The sequence below is a fragment of the Nonomuraea sp. NPDC049400 genome (assembly GCF_044466425.1).
Taxonomy (GTDB): Bacteria; Actinomycetota; Actinomycetes; order Streptosporangiales; family Streptosporangiaceae; genus Nonomuraea.
The window spans coordinates 79,452-97,921 of the sequence record NZ_JBITMP010000020.1; the positions used below are offsets into that span (position 1 = coordinate 79,452).

14 protein-coding genes are annotated in these 18,470 nt (G+C 71.4%); 7 read left to right on the forward strand and 7 right to left on the reverse strand.

Going from position 1 to position 18,470, the window contains the following annotated elements; translation table 11 throughout:
- Positions 1 to 18: 18 nt before the first annotated feature.
- Entirely contained in the window at positions 19 to 453 is a 435-nt protein-coding gene (locus tag ACIBVN_RS29610) for a phosphotransferase family protein (protein WP_397141848.1), read from the forward strand.
- Between the two features lie 15 nt (positions 454 to 468).
- Here the strand turns inward: ACIBVN_RS29610 and ACIBVN_RS29615 are convergent, their stop codons facing one another.
- A complete protein-coding gene (locus ACIBVN_RS29615; protein WP_397141850.1) occupies positions 469 to 1,479 on the reverse strand; it encodes a LacI family DNA-binding transcriptional regulator in 1,011 nt (336 codons plus the stop codon).
- Between the two features lie 195 nt (positions 1,480 to 1,674).
- Between ACIBVN_RS29615 and ACIBVN_RS29620 the strand changes: the two genes are divergently transcribed.
- Both ACIBVN_RS29620 and ACIBVN_RS29625 read left to right on the forward strand, forming a co-directional pair.
- Complete coding sequence (locus ACIBVN_RS29620; protein ID WP_397141852.1) at positions 1,675 to 3,951, forward strand: beta-glucosidase; 2,277 nt, start codon at positions 1,675 to 1,677, stop codon at positions 3,949 to 3,951.
- A gap of 51 nt (positions 3,952 to 4,002) precedes the next feature.
- Positions 4,003 to 6,024 (forward strand): beta-galactosidase, encoded by a 2,022-nt coding sequence (locus tag ACIBVN_RS29625; protein WP_397141854.1) that lies wholly within the window; start codon positions 4,003 to 4,005, stop codon positions 6,022 to 6,024.
- Positions 6,025 to 6,093: 69 nt separating this feature from the next.
- On the opposite strand, the gene ACIBVN_RS29630 is transcribed toward ACIBVN_RS29625, so the two are convergent.
- The gene (locus ACIBVN_RS29630; RefSeq protein ID WP_397141856.1) at positions 6,094 to 7,092 is read right to left on the reverse strand and encodes an SDR family NAD(P)-dependent oxidoreductase; all 999 of its coding nucleotides are present in this window, start codon (positions 7,090 to 7,092) and stop codon (positions 6,094 to 6,096) included.
- 83 nt (positions 7,093 to 7,175) lie between these two features.
- Here ACIBVN_RS29630 and ACIBVN_RS29635 point away from each other — a divergent pair, with 83 nt between their 5' ends.
- Both ACIBVN_RS29635 and ACIBVN_RS29640 read left to right on the forward strand, forming a co-directional pair.
- Positions 7,176 to 7,778, forward strand: a complete 603-nt coding sequence (locus tag ACIBVN_RS29635; protein WP_397142063.1) for a TetR/AcrR family transcriptional regulator — start codon at positions 7,176 to 7,178, stop codon at positions 7,776 to 7,778.
- A gap of 54 nt (positions 7,779 to 7,832) precedes the next feature.
- Positions 7,833 to 10,547 carry an ATP-binding protein gene (locus tag ACIBVN_RS29640; protein WP_397141858.1) on the forward strand — a complete coding sequence of 905 codons (2,715 nt, stop codon included), beginning with the start codon at positions 7,833 to 7,835 and terminating at the stop codon, positions 10,545 to 10,547.
- A gap of 7 nt (positions 10,548 to 10,554) precedes the next feature.
- Here the strand turns inward: ACIBVN_RS29640 and ACIBVN_RS29645 are convergent, their stop codons facing one another.
- The 3 genes from ACIBVN_RS29645 to ACIBVN_RS29655 form a co-directional block, all read right to left on the reverse strand.
- Positions 10,555 to 11,271, reverse strand: coding sequence for a hypothetical protein (locus ACIBVN_RS29645; RefSeq protein ID WP_397141860.1), 717 nt, complete (start codon positions 11,269 to 11,271; stop codon positions 10,555 to 10,557).
- Between the two features lie 73 nt (positions 11,272 to 11,344).
- A complete protein-coding gene (locus ACIBVN_RS29650) occupies positions 11,345 to 11,719 on the reverse strand; it encodes a hypothetical protein (protein ID WP_397141862.1) in 375 nt (124 codons plus the stop codon).
- The gene (locus ACIBVN_RS29655; protein WP_397141864.1) at positions 11,716 to 12,948 is read right to left on the reverse strand and encodes a hypothetical protein; all 1,233 of its coding nucleotides are present in this window, start codon (positions 12,946 to 12,948) and stop codon (positions 11,716 to 11,718) included. The genes ACIBVN_RS29650 and ACIBVN_RS29655 overlap by 4 nt, the downstream gene beginning before the upstream one ends.
- Positions 12,949 to 13,069: 121 nt before the next feature.
- Between ACIBVN_RS29655 and ACIBVN_RS29660 the strand changes: the two genes are divergently transcribed.
- Both ACIBVN_RS29660 and ACIBVN_RS29665 read left to right on the forward strand, forming a co-directional pair.
- On the forward strand, positions 13,070 to 13,666 hold the full coding sequence (locus tag ACIBVN_RS29660; protein WP_397141866.1) for an HXXEE domain-containing protein: 597 nt from the start codon (positions 13,070 to 13,072) through the stop codon (positions 13,664 to 13,666).
- Between the two features lie 131 nt (positions 13,667 to 13,797).
- A complete protein-coding gene (locus ACIBVN_RS29665) occupies positions 13,798 to 14,712 on the forward strand; it encodes an NADP-dependent oxidoreductase (RefSeq protein WP_397141868.1) in 915 nt (304 codons plus the stop codon).
- Positions 14,713 to 14,818: 106 nt separating this feature from the next.
- On the opposite strand, the gene ACIBVN_RS29670 is transcribed toward ACIBVN_RS29665, so the two are convergent.
- Entirely contained in the window at positions 14,819 to 17,521 is a 2,703-nt protein-coding gene (locus ACIBVN_RS29670) for a LuxR C-terminal-related transcriptional regulator (RefSeq protein ID WP_397141870.1), read from the reverse strand.
- Between the two features lie 59 nt (positions 17,522 to 17,580).
- Entirely contained in the window at positions 17,581 to 18,468 is an 888-nt protein-coding gene (locus tag ACIBVN_RS29675) for an alpha/beta hydrolase (RefSeq protein ID WP_397141872.1), read from the reverse strand.
- Positions 18,469 to 18,470 lie beyond the last annotated feature (2 nt).

The window sequence follows — 18,470 nt, forward strand, 5'->3', positions numbered from 1 at the left end:
GGGCGGCGTGGTGGTGACGTGTCGCGGCGAGCCCGTCAGCGGCGGCACGGGGGCGGCGACCGGGGCCGTGCGCAGGCTGTCCGGCGTGGCCCGGTGCGGCGGCAGGAGGAGCTGCTCGCGGAGTTGGCGCGGCTGCCGGTCGTCCTGACGCACGGTGACTTCTCGGCCGGGAACCTGGTGGCCTCGGCCGGCATGACCACGGTGCTCGACTGGGCCACGCTCGGCGCCGCTCCCGTCGGGGCGGACCTGGCGGCGCTGGCGCTGAGCACGTTCGTGGATCCGGTGGAGGACTACCTGGCCGGGGCGGGCGGGCGGTTCGAGCGGGCGGACGTCGAGCTGGGCTACCGCGCCACGCTCGCGCTGACGGGAGCCGGGCGGGTGCACTGGATGTTGTCGCGCGGCATGCGGCTGCCCAATGGATATGAGGACTTCATCCTGTCCCGGGCACCGTGACCGTTGACGCGCACGTCACGGCTTGGGACGGGTGGTGCTGGCCCGGACGACGAGGGTGGTGGCAAGCTCTATGCGCGTCCCCGCCGGGCCCCTCGGATGGGTCAGCTCCTCCGAGATGAGCCGGACCGCTTCGTTGGCCATGTCGTCGAGCGGCTGGCGGACGGTGGTGAGCGGCGGCGACATCATCTCGCACAACATCGAGTCGTCGAACCCCACGACCGACAGCTCGTCGGGCACCCGGATCCCGCGCTCGGTCGCCGCCTGGTAGACCCCCGCGGCCTGCAGGTCCGACCCGGCGAAGACGGCGGTCGGCCGGTCGGGGCGGTCGAGCAGGTCGGCCCCGAACTCCCTGCCGCCCGAGATGAGGAAGTCGCCGTAACGGGTCAGCGCGGGATCGGGGTCGATCCCGAACGTACGGTGCGCCGCGAGGTAACCCTCGTACCGGTCGAGCGTGCACTGCGTGTCGAGCGGCCCGCCGATGAAGCCGATCCTCGTGTGCCCCAGCTCCAGCAGGTGGGTGGTGGCCATGACGCCACCCGACCAGTTCGTGGCGCCGACGGTGGAGATGCGCGGGTCGCGCTGGCCCACCGGGTCGAGCAGCACCAGGGGGACGTGCAGCAGCTCCTCGATGGCCGCGATCTCCTCCTGGTTGGCCCGCGACAGCACCAGCACGATCCCGTCGGTGCTGCGCTTGCGCACGATCCCGATCCAGCGCCGCAGGTCGAAGTCGGCCCGGGCGGAGGAGGTCACCACGAGCGAGAACCCCCACCGCGACGCCGCCTGCTCCGCCCCCTTGATGAGCACCTGGGCCCACGGCGAGCCGAGCCCGTCGATGAGCAGGTCGACGAGGCCGACCCGGGGAGTGCTCGGCGGGCGCGGGGCCTCGTACCCGAAGGCCCTGACCGCCTCGAGCACTTTGTCCCTGGTGGCGGCCGAGACGTGCTTCTTCCCGCTCAGCACTTTGGAGACCGTCGGAACGGACACTCCGGCGGCGGCCGCGACGTCGGCCAGCGTTGCTCGAGCCACAGGGCCTCCCAGACAACTTTCGGAAACTGCTGGAAACCGCAGGTCTCCCCGCTGACCTGGAGCATGGTGCTGCCCGATCAGTGCTGTTGACATCTCTGCGGGCCCGAGCCTAGCGTAACGACTCGGCAATGTCACGGTAATCTTTCGGAAAGTGTGTCAGCAACTTTCCGATCCACAATCGCCGATCGAGGGTGTATGGAACGGGTCGAGGAACTGCTCGCGGACATGTCGCTCGACGAGAAACTTGCTCAGCTCGTGGGCGTGTGGCTGAACGTCAACCGCGAGGAGGGCGTCGTCGCGCCACTGCAGGACTCGATGCAGGGCGAGGACGTCGAGTTCGAGGGCTTCGCCCGCCACGGTCTGGGCCACATCACCCGCCACTACGGCACCAGGCCCGTCGACCCGGAGTGGGCGAGCACGGCGCTGGCCGCGCGGCAGCGCTGGCTCCGTGACCACACCCGGCTCGGCATCCCCGCGCTCGCGCATGAGGAGTGCCTGACCGGGCTGGCGGCCTGGCGGGCCACGACGTACCCGGTGCCGCCGGCGTGGGGCGCGTCGTTCGACCCCGACCTGGTGGAGCGGATGGGCGCCAGGATCGGGGCGAGCATGCGGGCGCTCGGCGTGCACCAGGGCCTCGCCCCGGTGCTCGACGTCATCCGCGACCAGCGCTGGGGGCGGGTCGAGGAGTGCGTCTCCGAGGACCCGTACGAGGTCGCGACCATCGGCGCGGCCTACGTGTGCGGCGTGCAGTCCGCGGGCGTGATCGCCACGCTGAAGCACTTCGTCGGCTACTCCAACTCCCGCGCCGGCCGCAACCTCGCCCCCGTGCACGCCGGCGCCCGCGAGGTGGCCGACACGCTGCTGTTCCCGTTCGAGGTCGCGGTCAAGGACGCGCGGGCGGGCTCGGTCATGAACTCCTACGCCGAGATCGACGGCATCCCGATCGCCGCCGACCCGTACTACCTCACCCGGATCCTCCGGGACGAATGGGGCTTCGAGGGCACGGTCGTCGCCGACTACTTCGCGGTCGCCTTCCTGCACACCCTGCACGCCGTGGCCTCCGGCGCCGAGGACGCGGCCGTGCAGGCGCTCACCGCGGGCATCGACGTCGAGCTGCCCACCGGGGTGGCGTACCTGGAGCCGCTGAAGCAGGCGGTCACCGAAGGCAGGATCGACGAGGCCCTCGTCGACCGGGCGCTGCGCCGCGTGCTGCGCCAGAAGGCCCAGCTCGGCCTGCTGGCCGACGGCTACGAGCCCGAGCCGTCGGGGCCGGTGGACCTCGACGACCCCGAGTCCCGCGACCTGGCCCGGCGCCTGGCCGAGGAGTCGGTCGTGCTGCTCACGAACGACGGCGTGCTCCCGCTCGGCGACGTCGCGGGCAGGACCGTCGCCGTGCTCGGCCCGAACGCCGACAGCGTCACCGCCCTGTTCGGCTGCTACTCGTTCGTCAACCACGTGCTGCCGCACTTCCCCGAGGTCGAGTCCGGCATCGCCGCGCCCACGCTCCTCGACGCGCTGCGCGAGGAGCTGCCCGGCGCGACGATCCGGGTGGAGCGGGGCACGGGCGTGGACGACGGCGACCGTACGGGCATCGCCGCGGCCGCGCGACTGGCGCAGGAGTCGGATCTCGCGATCCTCGTGCTCGGCGACCGCTCCGGGCTGTTCGGGCGCGGCACGTCCGGCGAGGGCTGCGACGTGGAGAGCCTCGACCTGCCGGGTGCGCAGCAGGAGCTGGCCGACGCCGTCATCGCCACGGGCACGCCGACCGTGGTGGTGCTCATGACCGGCCGCGCCTACGCCGTGCCGGGCCTGCTCAGGGACGCCGCCGCTGTCGTGCAGGCGTACTTCCCCGGCGAGGAGGGCGCGGGCGCCATCGCCCGCGTGCTGACCGGCGCCGTGAACCCCTCAGGCCGCCTCCCCATGAGCATGCCCCGCACGAGCGCCGGCCAGCCCTACAGCTACCTGCACCCCAGGCTCGGCGCGGCCGGTTCCGTCAGCAACATCGACCCCGCCCCCGCGCTCAGCTTCGGGCATGGGCTGAGCTACACGAGCTTCGCCTACGAGGACCTGACCGTCGCCGAGACGGCCGAGACGGCGGGCTCGATCTGCTGCTCGGTCGTCGTGCGCAACACCGGCGAGCGTGCCGGCGCGGAGGTGGTCCAGGTGTACGCCTCCGACAAGGTCGCCTCGGTCACCAGGCCCGTCGCCCAGCTCGTCGGGTACGCCCGGGTCGAGCTGGCCCCCGGCGAGAGCGCGAAGGTCGGCTTCGACGTGCCGACGAGGCTGCTCGCCTTCACCGGCCGGGACGGGCGGCGCGTCGTCGAGCCCGGCGAGATCGGCCTGTCGGTGCGCCGCTCCGTCGCGGAACCGATCGCTGAGCAGTCCGTGGAGCTGACCGGCCCCCTGTATGAGATCACCGGCTCCGAGCGGCGCCTGACCGCCGTGTCCGTCGAGCCGGGGAAGGACGCCTGATGGCCGGTGGACTCTGCCTCACGATCCTTCCATCCCTACAGGAGCTATGAAATGTCTCGCTTGGACGCTTTCAGGAACCGCCTCGGGGGCTTCGCCTTCGGCGGCGACTACAACCCGGAACAATGGGACCCCGCAGTATGGCGTGAGGACGTCCGGCTCATGCGCGAGGCCGGCGTCAACGTCGTCTCCCTCGGCGTGTTCGCGTGGGCGTCGCTGGAGCCGGAGCCGGGCAAGTACGAGTTCGGCTGGATGGACGAGATCATGGATCTCCTCCACGAGAACGGCATCAGCGTCAACCTTGCCACCCCCACCGCGGCGCCGCCCGTCTGGCTCACGCAGCTGCATCCCGAGGTGTTCCCGGTCATGGCCGACGGCGAGCGCTTCGGCTTCGGCAACCGGCTGCACTACGACCCGTCGTCGCCGATCTACCGCGAGTACGCCGCCGGCATCACCACCAAGCTCGCCGAGCGCTACTCGTTCCACCCGGCGCTGGCGATGTGGCACATTTCCAACGAGTACGGGCCCACGGCGTACAACGAGGCCGCCTCGGTGAACTTCCGGCGCTGGCTGCAGCGCCGCTACGGCGACCTGGAGACCCTGAACGAGGCGTGGTACACCCGCTTCTGGAGCCAGCGCTACACCGACTGGGACCAGATCGAGGTGCCGCACATCCCGCGCACCTGGATGAACCCGGCCCGCAGGCTGGACTTCAAGCGGTTCACCTCCGACGCCCTCCTCGAGTGCTACATCGCCGAACGCGACATCGTCCGCTCCTTCCGCGACGACATCCCGGTGCTGACCAACTTCATGCGCTTCTTCAAGCACGCCGACTACTGGAAGTGGGCGCCCGAGGAGGACGCGGTCGCGCTCGACATCTACCCCAACCCCGCCGACGCCGACTCGCACGTCTCGGCGGCCTTCCAGTACGACCTGTTCCGCTCGCTCAAGGGCGGGCAGCCGTGGCTGCTGATGGAGCAGGCGGCCAGCGCGGTCAGCCAGTGGCCGCTCAACATCGTCAAGGAGCCCGGGCGGATGCGGCTCGGCTCGCTCCAGGCGGTGTCGCGGGCGGCGGACTCGGTGATGTTCTTCCAGTGGCGGGCCAGCCGCGGCGGGCAGGAGCGCTTCCACTCGGCGATGCTGCCGCACTCCGGGCCGGACTCGCGCACGTTCAGGGAGGTCGTGGACCTCGGACGGGAGCTGCAGCAGCTCGCCCCCGTGGCCGGGACGACCTCGCGCGCCGAGATCGCGGTCCTCTTCGACTGGGACGGCTGGTGGGGGCTGGAGGAGACCGCGGGGCTGCCGCGCCAGGACTTCAGCTATCCCGACACGGTCATGCGGCACTACACGCCGCTGTGGTCGGGGCACTTCCCGGTGGACGTGGTGTCCTCCGGGTCCTCGCTGGAGGGGTACAAGGTGCTGGTGGTGCCGAACGCGTACCTGATCGACGACGAGGGCGTGCGGCGGATCACCGAGTTCGCCCGCGACGGCGGGACGGTGATCATGTCGTTCTTCTCCGGCGTGGTCGACGACTGCAACCGGGTGCGGCCCGACGGCTACCCGGGGGCGTTCCGGCAGCTCATCGGGGCCAAGATCGACGAGTACTGGCCGGCCAGGCCGCACGAGGTCTTCTCCGTGGAGTTCGCGGACGGGCGGCGGGCGACCTCGACCTGGTGGCGCGACGACCTCCACCTGGAGACCGGCACGGCCCTGGCCACGTACGGGGACGGCCTGCTGGCCGGACGGGCGGCCGTGGTGGAGAACCGCTTCGGCGCGGGGCGGGTCGTGTACTTCGCCACGCTGCTGGAGCAGGCGGCCTTCGACGCCGAGCTGGTCGCGGCCGTGGAGGCGGCCGGCGTCCGCTCGCCCTTCCCCGGGGTGCCCGCCCACGTGGAGTGCGCCGTGCGGGGGGACGCGGAGCACGAGTACGTGTTCCTGCTCAACCACAGCGGGGAGGAGGGCGCGTCCGTGCCCTTCGACGGGGAGGGGACCGACCTGCTCATGGGCGAGCCCGTGTCGGGCTCGGTCGATCTGGCGCCCCTCGCAGCCGCGGTGATCCGGCGCGCCCGCGCCTGATCGAGGGTCGAGCCCCTTCGTCACCGGACCGCGAGCCTGAGCTCGCGGTCTGGACCGTACGCCATCGCGTCATGCGGAGGCCGTGCCGCTCTCGCCCCCCTGGTCCAGCAGGGCGTTGATCATCTCCTGGAGCCGGGTGCGTCCGACGGTGCCGAGTGCGCCGGTCAGGGCTTGGGCGAGCTTGTCGAACGGGTCGTCCATCGGCAACTCCTTCACCTTCTCGGCCAGTTCCGCCACGCTCCACAGCCCGTCCTTGTGGATGTGGTCGCCGAGGGACCAGCCGTGGTTGACCGCGACCGTCCCGCCCCGCACCGACAGCACCTGGCCGGTGAGCGGGCAGGCCGCGCCGGCCAGGTAGGCGGCGACAGGCGCACAGGCAGCCGGGTCCAGCGGGTCGAACCGGCCCGCCGGTGGTTCCTGACTCATGCCGGGAACGGCGAGGGTGAGGCGGGTGCGGGCCATCGAGGGCGAGATGCAGTTGACCCGCACGCCGTACCGGCCGAGTTCGAGGGCTGCCACGGTGGTCAGCGCCGCGACCCCGGCGTTGCCCGCCGCGTAGGAGACCTGCGCGGGCAGCGGGTTGAGCAGTCCGGAGCCGGAGGAGGTGTTGACGACGGCGCGGTCGGCGTGGACTCCTGCGTGGAACCGGTCGCGCCAGTGGCGGGCCGCCCAGTGCGTCACCGCGAAGGTGCCCTTGAGCTTGACGGCCACGACGTCGTCGAAGTCCTCCTCCGACAGGTCGGCCAGGCCCATGTTCCGTTCGATGGTCGCGTTGTTGACCACCACGTGCAGGTCGCCGAAGGACTGTAGGGCCGTCTCCACCATGCGGCGGGCGCCGTTCCAGTCGGCGACGCTGTCGGTGCTGGCCACGGCCTGCCCGCCGCGGTCAGTGATCTCCTCGACGACCTTCGCGGCCACGCCGGCGTCGCCGCCCGTGCCGTCGATGGCGACGCCGGGGTCGTTGACGACGACTTTGGCGCCTTCGGCGGCGAAGAACAACGCCTCCTCGCGCCCGATGCCGCGCCCTGCTCCGGTGATGAGGACGACGCGTCCGTCCAGACTTCCCATGTGATCATCCTTCATTAGATGCAGTCTCTGTAGCAATTCATAGTATGCATCAATGCGGAAGATGAAATAAACTGCCCTGCGTGATGGAGAAACACGGATTGCGGGAGCGCAAGAAGCAGCGCACCCGGCAGGCACTGATCGAGGCGGCGGTTCGCCTGTTCGAGGACAAGGGCTACGACCACGTGACCGTGGCGGAGATCGCCGACGCCGCGGAGGTGTCCCCCCGCACCTTCTTCCTCCATTTCCCGGCCAAGGAGGACGTGCTCCTGGCCAACGCCGACGTGCGCATCGACCTGGCGCTGCAGGCGATCGCCGAGCGCCGCCCCGAGGAACGGCTGCCCGAAGTGCTGGTGCGGGCGATGGACCAGATGATCGCCGACACCTGGGGCAGCGACCTCCCCAGCGGACTCGCGGCACTTCGGGCACGGCTGGCGGCCTCGGTGCCCGCGCTGCAGGCCCGGTTGCTGCAGCGATACCTCACCGCGCAGACCGAACTGGCGCAGGCGCTGCAGCGGGCATTCCCCGACAGACTCGACACGATCACCGCCTCCGCCCTGGTCGGCGCGATGGTGGGCGCGATCAGCGCATCCGCACTGACCGCGCTGCAGCGCGGCGACGCACCCGACGAGGTACGGAACGCCATGCGGCAGGCCATGGCCCTGGTGGCGCAATCCGTCACCGGGTGAGCGCATTTGCGTCAACACTGGTCACAACTCGGACAAACGTTTTCTTGGAGTGCCATGTTGTACGGGCGTCAGGCGGAGCAGGCCGTCATCGGCGGGTTGCTGGAGGGCCGGTGTGGCGCTCTGGTGGTGCGTGGTGAGGCGGGCATCGGCAAGTCGGCTCTCCTGGAGTCCTGCGCGGCGGGTGCGCGGGCGCGGGTGCTGCGGGTGACCGGTGTGGAGTCGGAGGCGGATCTGCCGTTCGCCGCCTTGCACCTGCTGCTGCGCCCGGTCGTCGAGCACATAGAGGCGCTGCCGCTGCAGCAGGCGGAGGCGTTGCGTGGCGCGCTCGGTCTGGGCGGCGACACTCGGGGAGATCGCTTCCTTGTCGGGCTTGCGACGCTCAGCCTGCTGGTGGAGCTGGCGGCGGCGGGCCCGGTGGTGTGCCTGGTCGACGACGCGCAGTGGCTGGACGGCGAGTCGGCCGATGCGCTGCTGTTTGCCGCACGCCGCCTGCAGGCCGAGCCCGTCGCTGTCCTGTTCGCCGCGCGGGAGGGCGACGGGACCTTCCCCGCGAGAGGGTTGCCGGAGTTGCGGCTGGGCGGGCTGGACATCGAGGCCGCACGGAAGCTTCTCGCCGCGCAGGCGGCGGACCTGCCGCCGGCCGTGCGCGATCAGTTGGTGGCCGAGGCCGGGGGTAACCCGCTGGCGCTGGTCGAGCTGCCCCGCATGCTCACCGCCGGGCAGCGCAGGGGCGCGCTGGTCCCGTTGTCCTTCTCCCTCGGTACGGCGCAGCCGGTGACGGACAGGGTGCTGACCGGGTTCCGCGATCGGATCGCGGCACTGCCCGACGCCACCCGCTCCTGCCTGCTGGTGGCGGCTCTCGATCACCACGACGAACTGAACGTGCTCGCGCGAGCGGTCGGCCTGCTCGGCGCCGCGCTGGCTGACTTCGCCGCAGCCGAGCGCGCGGGCCTGGTGCGGGTGGGCTTGGGGGGCGTGGCCTTCCACCACCCGCTGGTGCGTACCGCGGTGCTGCTGGCCTGCGACATCGCCGCCCGGATGGCCGCGCACCGGGCGCTGGCCGCCACAGTCGACGACGACCGGCGTGCCTGGCACCTGGCCGCCGTCACCCTGCAGCCCGACGAGGAGGTGGCCCAGAAGCTGGAGAGCCTGGCGCTGCGCGCGCGGCAGCGCGGCGGGCAGACGGCGGTGTCGGCGGCCTACGCGCGGGCGGCCGAGCTGTCTGCCGAGCCCGGCCAGGCCGTACGCCGGTGGACGGCCGCGGCCGAGGCCGCGGCGGAGGCGGGCCTGTGGCAGCGTGCGGGTGACCTGGTGGGCAGGGCGCGCCACCAGATCGGGACGACGACGCCGACCGGCGCCGTCCTGGCGGAGCTCGCCTACGTGCGCGCGAAGCTGGAGATCGAGGCAGGCCGGCCTTTGGAGGGCGTTCGCCTGCTGCATGAGGGTGCCGAGGCGGCCGATGACCTGCCCGCCAGGCTGTCGCTGCTCAGCCTGGCGGGCTATTACACCTGGGCCAGTGCCGCCCACCCCGACCAGCTCGCGCTGGCCCGCCGTTCCGAGGAACTGTGCCCGGAGGGTGAGGGGTGGGCCGCGGTGGTGCGGAACTTCAACCGCGCCTTCCGCCTGATTCTCGAGGGCGATGCGGTGGCCTCGTTCACCTACCGGATGCCGGATCAGGCCGAGCGCATACCGTTCGAGCTGCGCTTCATCATCGCCTACCAGAGCATGGTCCGGGCCGACCTCGACGGCATGCTGGAGGGCTCGGCGCGGCTAGTCGAGGACTACCGGGCGGAGGGACGTCTGGCACGCATGCCCCAGGCCATGACGGTCTTCACCATCGCTCAGCTTCTCCTCGGACACCACCGGTCCGCGCGAGCCACGGTGGCCGCGGGTCTGGCCCTGGCCGCCGACGTCGGCCAGCCGCAGTGGCGCAGCTACCTGGCGGGCGTGCACGCCTGGCTGTCGGCGGTCGCCGGGGCAGAGGAGGAATGCGCGGCGTTGGCCGAGCAGGCTGTCCGGGACGCCGACCACCGCAGGTGGATGCCGGGAGCCTGCTGGGCCGAGTACGCCCTCGCGGCTCTGGACTTCGGGCTGGGCCGCTACGAAGCGATGCTCGACCGGGTGGACCGGGCCATGGCCGGTCCCACCGGCCATGCCTTCCTGTGGCGGTATGCCTGGCCGGACTACATCGAGGCCGCCGTTCGGGTGGGGGATCCGCAGCGCGCTCGGGAGCGGCTGAAACTCTACGCGGAATGGGCCGGGGTCACAGGTCGGGCCAGGCCGCTTGCCGTACTGCATCGGGTGCGTGCGCTGCTGGCCCCGGGCAGCGCGGCCGGTGAGCTGTATGAGCGGGCGCTGGCTCTCCATGGCGAGGGCGAGCAGCCCTTCGACGAGGCACGCACCCGCCTGGTCTACGGGGAGTGGCTGCGCCGTCACAAGCGGCGCGCCGAGGCACGCACCCAGCTCCAGGCGGCCATGGAGGCCTTCGACCGGCTCGGCGCGGTTCCCTGGTCTGACCGTGCCACCGCCGAGCTGCGCGCCACCGGGCTCTCCCTACCGGACCGCTCCCGTGCCGGAGGTCCACTGGACGTGCTGACCCCACAGGAGCTCCAGGTGGTACGGCTGGCCGTCACCGGCGCCTCCAACCGCGAGATCGGCGCGCAACTCTTCCTGAGCCCGCGCACGGTCGCCTCCCACCTGTACAAGGCCTTCCCGAAGCTAGGCGTCTCCTCGCGCGCCGAGCTGACCAGGCTCCCAGGACTGACCTGAGGGCAGGTCACACCCGGCGGTAGATGATCGGCTGCGCGGCGACGCCGTTGGCCTTGAAGTTGGCCAGCACGAAACTGCGGAAGGTCGGCCGGAAGATCAGGCTGGGCAGGAAGGCGCGCCAGTTCGGCCAGCTCGCGTGGTTGACGAGCCCGTAATCGGTGGGTTCGCCCTCCAGCGGCTGCATCAGCGCGGAGTTGGGCAGCGCGGTCTTGGCCTGGAACCACCCGGCGGTGTACTCCCACACCTTCAGCAGGGTCTCGCGGTCGTCGGCGTAGAAGTAGTTGAACAGGAAGCAATGGTCCTGGCTGTGATCCACGTCCCCGAGCCGTCCAGCGTTGCTTGCGACGATCTCGTGGGTGCGGCGCGCCGCGGCGCCCAGGGTCTCGGCAACCTCCTTGTACGCGGTGCTCTCGCGCAATGCCAGGGCTGCCTCCACCGACGCGGTGCGGATCAGCACGACGACGTCATAACGCGCCGGCCAGATCCCTCTGGCGGCCAGCAGTTCATCGCCCTCGCCCGGCGTGCGCAGGATGGCGCGGAACACGTTCGCCTCGCGCGCCTCGATCCCCGCGGCCAGCGCCTTGAGATGGGAGGGCAGCTGTGCGGGAGTGGAGGCGAAGTGGCCGCGCCAGGAGCCGACCTCACCGGCCAGCATGAGGAAACCGTCACCGGTCGGGGGCAACCCACGGGCCTTGATCGCCAGATGATCATTGATCAGCTTCATGCCGCCGACGCTAGCCCGGGGCCTTCGCGGATCGCCTCCGTCACTTGACTGATGTGACGGAGACGCCCATCAGTCACCTGGTGACCACCGTGCTGAAGGTGATCACCTCCTCCCCCTGAGTGCCGGAGAGAGTGATCGACAGCTCCCATACACCGTCCATGATGAACATGTCCTCCTCGGCGACGAAGTGGCCAAGATCGGTCTGTACGGTGCCGACCGGCGGCAGAGCGTGGCCCATGCTCGGCATGGCCGCCGCCAGAGTGACCGTGTCGGCCTTGCCCGAGGTCACCCGCACCTCGACCGGATCGGCCGGCAGCACAGTGACGATGTACCGCGCGCCGGCCACCTCCACGCTCTCGGGGCCACCGCCGAACCAACGCGCAGTGACGGCGAACAACACGCCCGCCGCGACCAGGCAGACGGCCATCAGGGACCGCGCGCGCTTCATCGCTCCACCTCCACGATGAAGGGCCGGGTCACAAGCCGGCCTCCGGTGGCGTACTGAGCCCAGGCCAGGTAGCGGCCCGGTTCCGGGAGGCTGAGCGTGAAGCGCAGCGCGGAAGCGCCGGCCGCTGTCCCGTGCGCGTGCGCCAGGTGCACTCCGTCCTCGCTCCTGACGATCAGGTGGCCGGGCATGCCCAGCCATGGCTGGACGGGCCCCTCCGGGCTGATCTCGATGGTCACCGGGCTTCCGGCGGCCGGCGCGGCCGGGGTGAGGCGGGGCATGGCGGTATCCTGCGACACGGTGTCCGGCTGGGCCGCACCGAGGACCTCGAAGGCGCCGGAGACGAGCTGCCCGCCCGAATTCTGCCGCTCGATCTCGGCGTGGGCGAGGTAGCGGCCCGGTTGCGGAACGCGCAGCCGTACGGCCAGGACACCCGGCGCGGTCCGCAACGGGTGCACGTGCCGGAAGACCGCGCCATCCTGGCTGGTGACCACGAGATGCGCCGGGGCCTCGTGGTGGACGGCGAGATCGTCGACCGGCCGGCCGGTCGCGCCGTCCGCGAGCCGCAGGGTCAAGGTGAAGTCGGCGCCCGTGGCGGGCCGGGCGGGCAGCGTCGAGAAGCGGCCCTGCACATAGGGCCGGCCGGCCTCGGCGACGGGTGCCGCGCCCTCCGGCTGGGCAGCGGGCAGGTACGGCCGCAGCAGCATCACGACGACCGCGACCGCCGCGGCTGCGCTCGCGGCGCCCACGACGGGCCTGGACAGGCGGCCGGTGAGCACGCCGACCACCAACAGCACACCGACCAGCAGGAACGCGCCGTCGCTCACCATCGCCCAGGAGGCACCGCCGGGCACCAGCACCCGGAACGGGATCAACGAGACCTCGTCACCGGCACGCACGTACAGCTCGTACGGGCCTGCGTGCTCGGCCCGCAGCGTGGCCGCACCCTGGCCGATGCGCACCGAACCGGTCGACCGGCTCCCATGGGTCAGCGACCGTAACTCCACCCCGAGCTCCAGGCTCGCGGAGTGGATGGCTTGCGCGCTCACCCGCAGCGGCGCCGGCACCTGCGAGACTCCCGTGATGACGAGCGTCACGTCGCCCGCTCCGAAGGTCTGCGTGACCCGCAGATCCGCTCCCGCCTCGACGACGTGCGCCCGAGCCGGGACTGACAGCGACAACACCAGCCCCGCGACGGCCACGAGCCGGATCGCGCCCTTGATCGCCTTCATGAGCACGACGCTAGGCAGCCGGCACCGGCTCCCGCCTCTGTCAGGTGACTGATAGGCATGCTGGGCAGATCAGTCACCTGACGGAGGCGACCGGCAGTGCGCGCTGCATAGCGTTCCGGTCATGACCAAACGACCTGAACCCTACTCGGCGACCGTCATGGCGATCCTGGCCGTGGCCTTCTGCGCCTGGGCCCTGTCCACCCTTCCCCTCCAGGGCGCGGTGATCCTCGTGGTGGCCAGCGTGCTGGGCTGGAGCGGCTGGATGACCTTCAGCTACGCCCGGCCGGTGAAGTCCAGGAAGGTGATCGCCGCCTACCTGTGCGCAGTGGGCTTCCAGCTCATCCACATGGCCGAGGAGTACACCGGCGGCTTCCCCCACGAGATCGTCGAGCTGTTCGACTCGCCGCGCGACTGGCCGGAGAAGGAGTTCCTGCTGGTCTTCGTCTTCGGCTTCGGCGCGCTCTACTTCTTCGCCGGAGCCGGCGCGCTCTACCGCATCCGGGTGGCCAACTTCTTCCTGTGGTGGTACGCCCTGGGCGCGGGCCTGCTCAACGGCATCGCCCACTTCGTCTTCCCGATCCTCAAGGGCGGCTACTTCCCCGGCCTGTACACCGCCGGCGGGCATCTCATCATGAGCGCCCTGCTGATCTACCTCCTCATCAAGGAGAACCGCCAGCTCAAAGCCGAGGAGCAGCAGGTTCACGCGCTGGTCAGGTAGTGCGGGAGCGTCGGCGTGAGCCGCGCGCCGACGATCCCGAACATGCCCGGACGAGATCTCGCTCGTACCAATTTGACCTGGTGGGGAGACCCTGCGAGCTGCCCCTCGCCAGCTGATCAAGGAGCATCCTCATGCCGACCGTCATCGCGTTCAGCCACTACGGCCCCCCGGAGGTCCTGAGTCCCCTGCAGATCGACACCCCACGACCAGGCCCCGGCCAGGTGCTCGTGCGGATCCACGCGGCCGGAGTCAACCCCGTCGACTGCAAGCTTCGCCGCGGCGACTTCGCGGACGCCTTCCCCGCGCGATTCCCGCAACGCCTGGGTAACGAGTTCGCCGGCACCATCATCGCCCTCGGCCCGGACATTCCCCCCGGCAGCTCCGTCGCCGTCGGCACCGACGTGGTGGGCTCGACCACGGCCCAGGCTTACGCGGAAGTCCTGCTCGCCGACGCCGACAGCCTGGTTGTCAAACCACCGTCGGTCCCCTGGGATGTCGCCGCGGGCCTGCCCGCCGCCGGACAGACCGCCCACACCGCCCTGTCCCAGCTGGGCGTAGGCCGCGGTGACACGGTCCTCATCCACGCGGCGGCGGGCGGTGTCGGCACCTTCGCCGTCCAACTCGCACGGCAACTGGGCGCTCAGGTCATCGGCACCGCGAGCGAGAGGAACCACGACTACCTACGTGACCTCGGCGCCATCCCCACCATCTACGGTCTCGGCCTGTCCGACCGGGTCCGCGATTTGGCGCCGGAAGGCATCGACGCGGCCCTGGATCTGGTCGGAGGGCAGGCCATCACCGCCAGCCTCGCCCTGGTCCCAGATCGCCACCGCATCGGGACCACCGTCGACCAGCACGCCGTCAAGGAACATGGCGTGCAACGAGTGGGAGGCCGCTCGCTGACTGCCCTGCGCGAGGTTGTCGACCTGGCCGCGAGCGGCCGTCTGAGCCTGCCCGTCCAGACGTTTCCTCTACGCGAGGTCCCGAGGGCGCATCACCTCGTCGAGGGTGGCCATGTGCGAGGCAAGGTGGTGCTCACCGCCTGAATATCGCAGAACTGCCCTCCCGGATGAAGGTGCCGGAACGGACACGCCGCCGGGCTCGGGCGGGATTCGCACAGGTCTTGTCCGGTGGGCGTCGCCGCGCAACTGATCAGCCGTCGCCGAGTTTGAGCCGCGCCAGTTCGGCGCGGGAGGAGACGCCTAGCTTGGGGAAGGCCTTGTACAGGTGGGAGGCGACGGTGCGTGGGCTCAGAAACAGCTGCGCGCCGATCTCGCGGTTGGAGGCGCCGGTCGCGGCCAGCCGTACCACATGGAGTTCCTGCGGGGTCAGCTCTCCCAAGGTGTCGGTACGGCGGACGGGCGCGGCGCCGGTGGCGCGCAGTTCGGCGGCGGCGCGGGCTGACCAGGGAGCGGCGCCGAGTTGGTCGAAGACTTCCATGGCGGCCTGCAGCTGCGCGCGTGCCTCGGCGCGCCGCTTGTTGCGGCGCAGCCACTCGCCGTAGACCAGGCGGGTGCGTGCCTCGTCGAACGGCTGCCGGTCCTCGGCGTGGAGGGCCAGCGCCCGCTCGTACAGCATCCCGGCCTCATCGTCGGAGGCCAGCAGCGCGTGGGACCGGTGGAGCAGGGCCAGCGGTGCGGTCCGGCCCGTGGCCTCGGCGGCGTCAGCCAGGCGGTTGAGCAGGTCCAAGGCACGCTGCGGGTTCCCCACCCGGACGGCGGCCTCGATGTAGTCGGGCCAGGAATATCGCCACAGGAAGGCATGGCGTGTGGGGCCGGTCCTCGACCGGTCCACGCGGTCGAGCATCAATTCATAACGGCCCAGCCCGAGGTCGAGGATCGCCCGTGCGCACTCCGCCCAGCCGGCTCCGGGCATCCATCGGCGATGGTCGGCGTCGCGGATCGCCTGCTCGGCCAGCGCCTCGCACTCCTCCTGCGCGCCGGCGACCGCAGACAGCCAGGAATGGATGCCCGCCAGGTAACCGCGCCACATCGGCTGGCCGACGTCCGAGGCCAGGGCCAGGCCGGCGGTCACGGTGGCCCGCGCGGAGGGATGCCGGCCGCCGAGGAGCTGGGCGATGGACAGGATCACCATGGCCTGAGGCAGGCGACCCAGCCGTCCCTCCGCCCGGCATTCCTCCACCAGCGCGGTAGCTGCGTCGAGCATGCCGGCGATGTTGTCGCGGACGATCCCCTGGAACACGTGGAGGCAGCGCAGCTCGTACGGGATCTGGGCGCCCTGGCCCGACATGCCGGACAGGAGCGTGGTGGTGGCGTCGCCCTCCAGGACGTGGCGGAAGGCGTGGCTCATGGTGCGCACCACGGCGACCGCCCCCTCCCCGTCCGGGGACAGTTCTTCGGTGCGGCGGGCCAGCGTGAGCTGGTCGGGATGGGCGGCGCTGGCCCAGGTGTAGTAGCCGGCCATGGCCAGCAGCGACAGCTTGGCGGGCAGGTCGTCGGTCGCCTCGACGCCCTCGTGCAGCAGCCGGACCCCGTCCAGCGGCCGGCCCGCCTCGACCTCCAGCTTGGCGCGCACGTAGGCGAGCTCGGCCTGGACGGGCCCGGCGAGCGTGACCGTCTCGGCCTGCTGCCGCGCCTTGGTTACCAGCTCGCCCGCGCGCTGCCACAGGCCTGCCTCGATCGCGGCTTGGGCTGCGGCGGTCCACCGGCGTACGGCTCGATGGGGGTCGGCCGACAGCTCGGCCGCGCGGGCGTAGGCCGCCGACACCGCCGTCTGCCCGCCGCGGCGCAGCGCGCGCAGCGCCAGGCCCTCCAGCAGTCCCGCCACTTCCTCGTCGGGCTGCAGGGTGACGGCGGCCAGGTGCCAGGCGCGCCGGTCACCGTCGGCGGTCTCGGCCAGGGCCCGGTGTGCGGCCATTCGGGCGGCGATGTCGCAGGCGAGCAGCACCGCCGTACGCACCAGCGGATGGTGGAAGGCGACTCCCTCGGGTCCCACCCGGACCAGACCCTCGCGCTCGGCTTCGGCGAAGTCGACCAGGGAGGCTCTGAGCCGGCCGACCGCGCGTGCCAGCACGTCGAGCCCGCCGTGGTGGTCGAGGGCCGCCACCAACAGGCAGGAGCGGGTGGCGGGGGGAAGCGCCGAGACGCGGTTGCGGAAGCCCATCAGCACCCGGTCAGTCACCGGCTGCGCCGTACCGGCCGCGAAGGGCAGCGGGGCCATGGCCCCCTTGCGCTGCTCGGAGGTGAGCATGCGGGGCAGCTCGATCAGGGCGAGAGGGTTGCCCCCGGCCTCGGTCATCAGCTGGTCGCGCACGGTGGGCGGCAGGTCCGCGGCCTGCTCGGCGAGGAGCTTGCCGGCCGCCTCGGCATCCAGTTCGCGCAGCCGCAGCTCGGGCAGCCCCCTTGCGGGGAACGCGCCGTCCCGCGCGGCGAACAGGACGGCGACGGGCTCGGCGTGCAGGCGGCGTGCTGCGAACAGCAGCGCGTCGGCGGACTCGCCGTCCAACCATTGCGCGTCGTCGACCAGGCACAGCACCGGACCCGCGGCCGATAGCTCCACCAGTAGGTTGAGCGTCGCCAGCCCGACGAGGAAGCGGTCTCCCCGGGTGGCGCCGCCAAGTCCGAGCGCGCCGCGCAACGCCTCCGCCTGCTGGCGCGGCAGCGCCTCGATGTGGTCGAGAACGGGGCGAAGCAGCAGATGCAGGGCGGCGAAGGGTAGATCGGCCTCCGACTCGACCCCGGCGACCCGTAACACCTGCGCCTGGGCTCCAGCCGCGGCGCACCCTAGCAGGGCCGATTTGCCGATGCCCGCCTCTCCGCGCACGACCAGCGCGCCCGAGCGGTTTTCCAGCAACTCGGTGATGACGGATTGCTCCGCCTGACGCCCGTACAGCATGGCACTCCAAGATACGGATGTCCGCAATGTTGCACATATAGACGCTCGTGCGTCGTTCATCACACCTTCGCGGATGCCTGACCGTAGAAATCGATCTGGTCGGCGACCACCTGGTCCCGGAAGCTCGGATCGGTGTAGAAGGTGAAGTGGGTGCCGGGGTAGGTGCGGAGTTCGCCGCGTGGCGCGCGGTCGGCCAGCACCCGGGTGGTCTCCAGCGGCGTCTCCCGGTCCTGGGCGGCGACGCAGACCAGCAGCGGGCAGGTCAGGCGGGCGGCGGCCTCGGCGGGTCGGTAGCGCATCATCTGCAGAAGGCCCCTGGGCGCGACGCTGTTGCGCCAAAGCGTCTTTCCTCCGCCGGTCAGCGTCTGGATGTGCTGGTCGGCCTCGGGGGTGGCGGTGACGGCGAATTCTCCCGGCCGTCCCACCATGGGGATGTAGTAAGGCCGCAGGCCGAGCTTGCCGCGCAGCGCGTCCCAGACGATCGCGGCCAGCAGCTTCAGCGTCTCGCCGGTCGAGCGTCCCTCGACCTTCTTCGGGAAGCCGTTGAACGGGATCTGCGCCACCACGGCGGCGATCCGGCGATCGCCCGCGGCCACGGTGATGGCGTGCGCGCCGCCCAGCGAGTTGCCCCACAACAGCACCCTGCTCGGGTCGACCCGCTCGTGCGCGCGGGCGAAGGCCACAGCGGCGCTGATATCGACGAGCTGGCCGTCGATGTCGGGGACCTGGCGCGGCTCGCCGTCGCTTTCACCGAAGCTACGGTAGTCGAAGACCAGCGCCGCGAAGCCCTCGGCGGAGAAGCGTTCGGCGTAGTCGAAGAGCCGGTCCATGGTCCCGCTGAAGCCGTGGCAGAGCACCACGCATGGCACCGGTCCAGGATCGGCGGGCAGGTAGAGGTAGCCGGCGCATCGGACGCCGGCGGCGTTGAAGGACACCTTGGTTCGCATGT

Bases quoted from the DNA above. Each gene is read 5' to 3' on its own strand.
- ACIBVN_RS29665 (WP_397141868.1), top strand. From the start codon at position 13,798: ATGCCGACCGTCATCGCGTTCAGCCACTACGGCCCCCCGGAGGTCCTG.
- ACIBVN_RS29655 (WP_397141864.1), bottom strand. From the start codon at position 12,948: ATGAAGGCGATCAAGGGCGCGATCCGGCTCGTGGCCGTCGCGGGGCTG.
- ACIBVN_RS29645 (WP_397141860.1), bottom strand. From the start codon at position 11,271: ATGAAGCTGATCAATGATCATCTGGCGATCAAGGCCCGTGGGTTGCCC.
- ACIBVN_RS29675 (WP_397141872.1), bottom strand. From the start codon at position 18,468: ATGCGAACCAAGGTGTCCTTCAACGCCGCCGGCGTCCGATGCGCCGGC.
- ACIBVN_RS29625 (WP_397141854.1), top strand. From the start codon at position 4,003: ATGTCTCGCTTGGACGCTTTCAGGAACCGCCTCGGGGGCTTCGCCTTC.
- ACIBVN_RS29670 (WP_397141870.1), bottom strand. From the start codon at position 17,521: ATGCTGTACGGGCGTCAGGCGGAGCAATCCGTCATCACCGAGTTGCTG.
- ACIBVN_RS29620 (WP_397141852.1), top strand. From the start codon at position 1,675: ATGGAACGGGTCGAGGAACTGCTCGCGGACATGTCGCTCGACGAGAAA.
- ACIBVN_RS29640 (WP_397141858.1), top strand. From the start codon at position 7,833: ATGTTGTACGGGCGTCAGGCGGAGCAGGCCGTCATCGGCGGGTTGCTG.
- ACIBVN_RS29630 (WP_397141856.1), bottom strand. From the start codon at position 7,092: ATGGGAAGTCTGGACGGACGCGTCGTCCTCATCACCGGAGCAGGGCGC.
- ACIBVN_RS29650 (WP_397141862.1), bottom strand. From the start codon at position 11,719: ATGAAGCGCGCGCGGTCCCTGATGGCCGTCTGCCTGGTCGCGGCGGGC.
- ACIBVN_RS29635 (WP_397142063.1), top strand. From the start codon at position 7,176: ATGGAGAAACACGGATTGCGGGAGCGCAAGAAGCAGCGCACCCGGCAG.
- ACIBVN_RS29660 (WP_397141866.1), top strand. From the start codon at position 13,070: ATGACCAAACGACCTGAACCCTACTCGGCGACCGTCATGGCGATCCTG.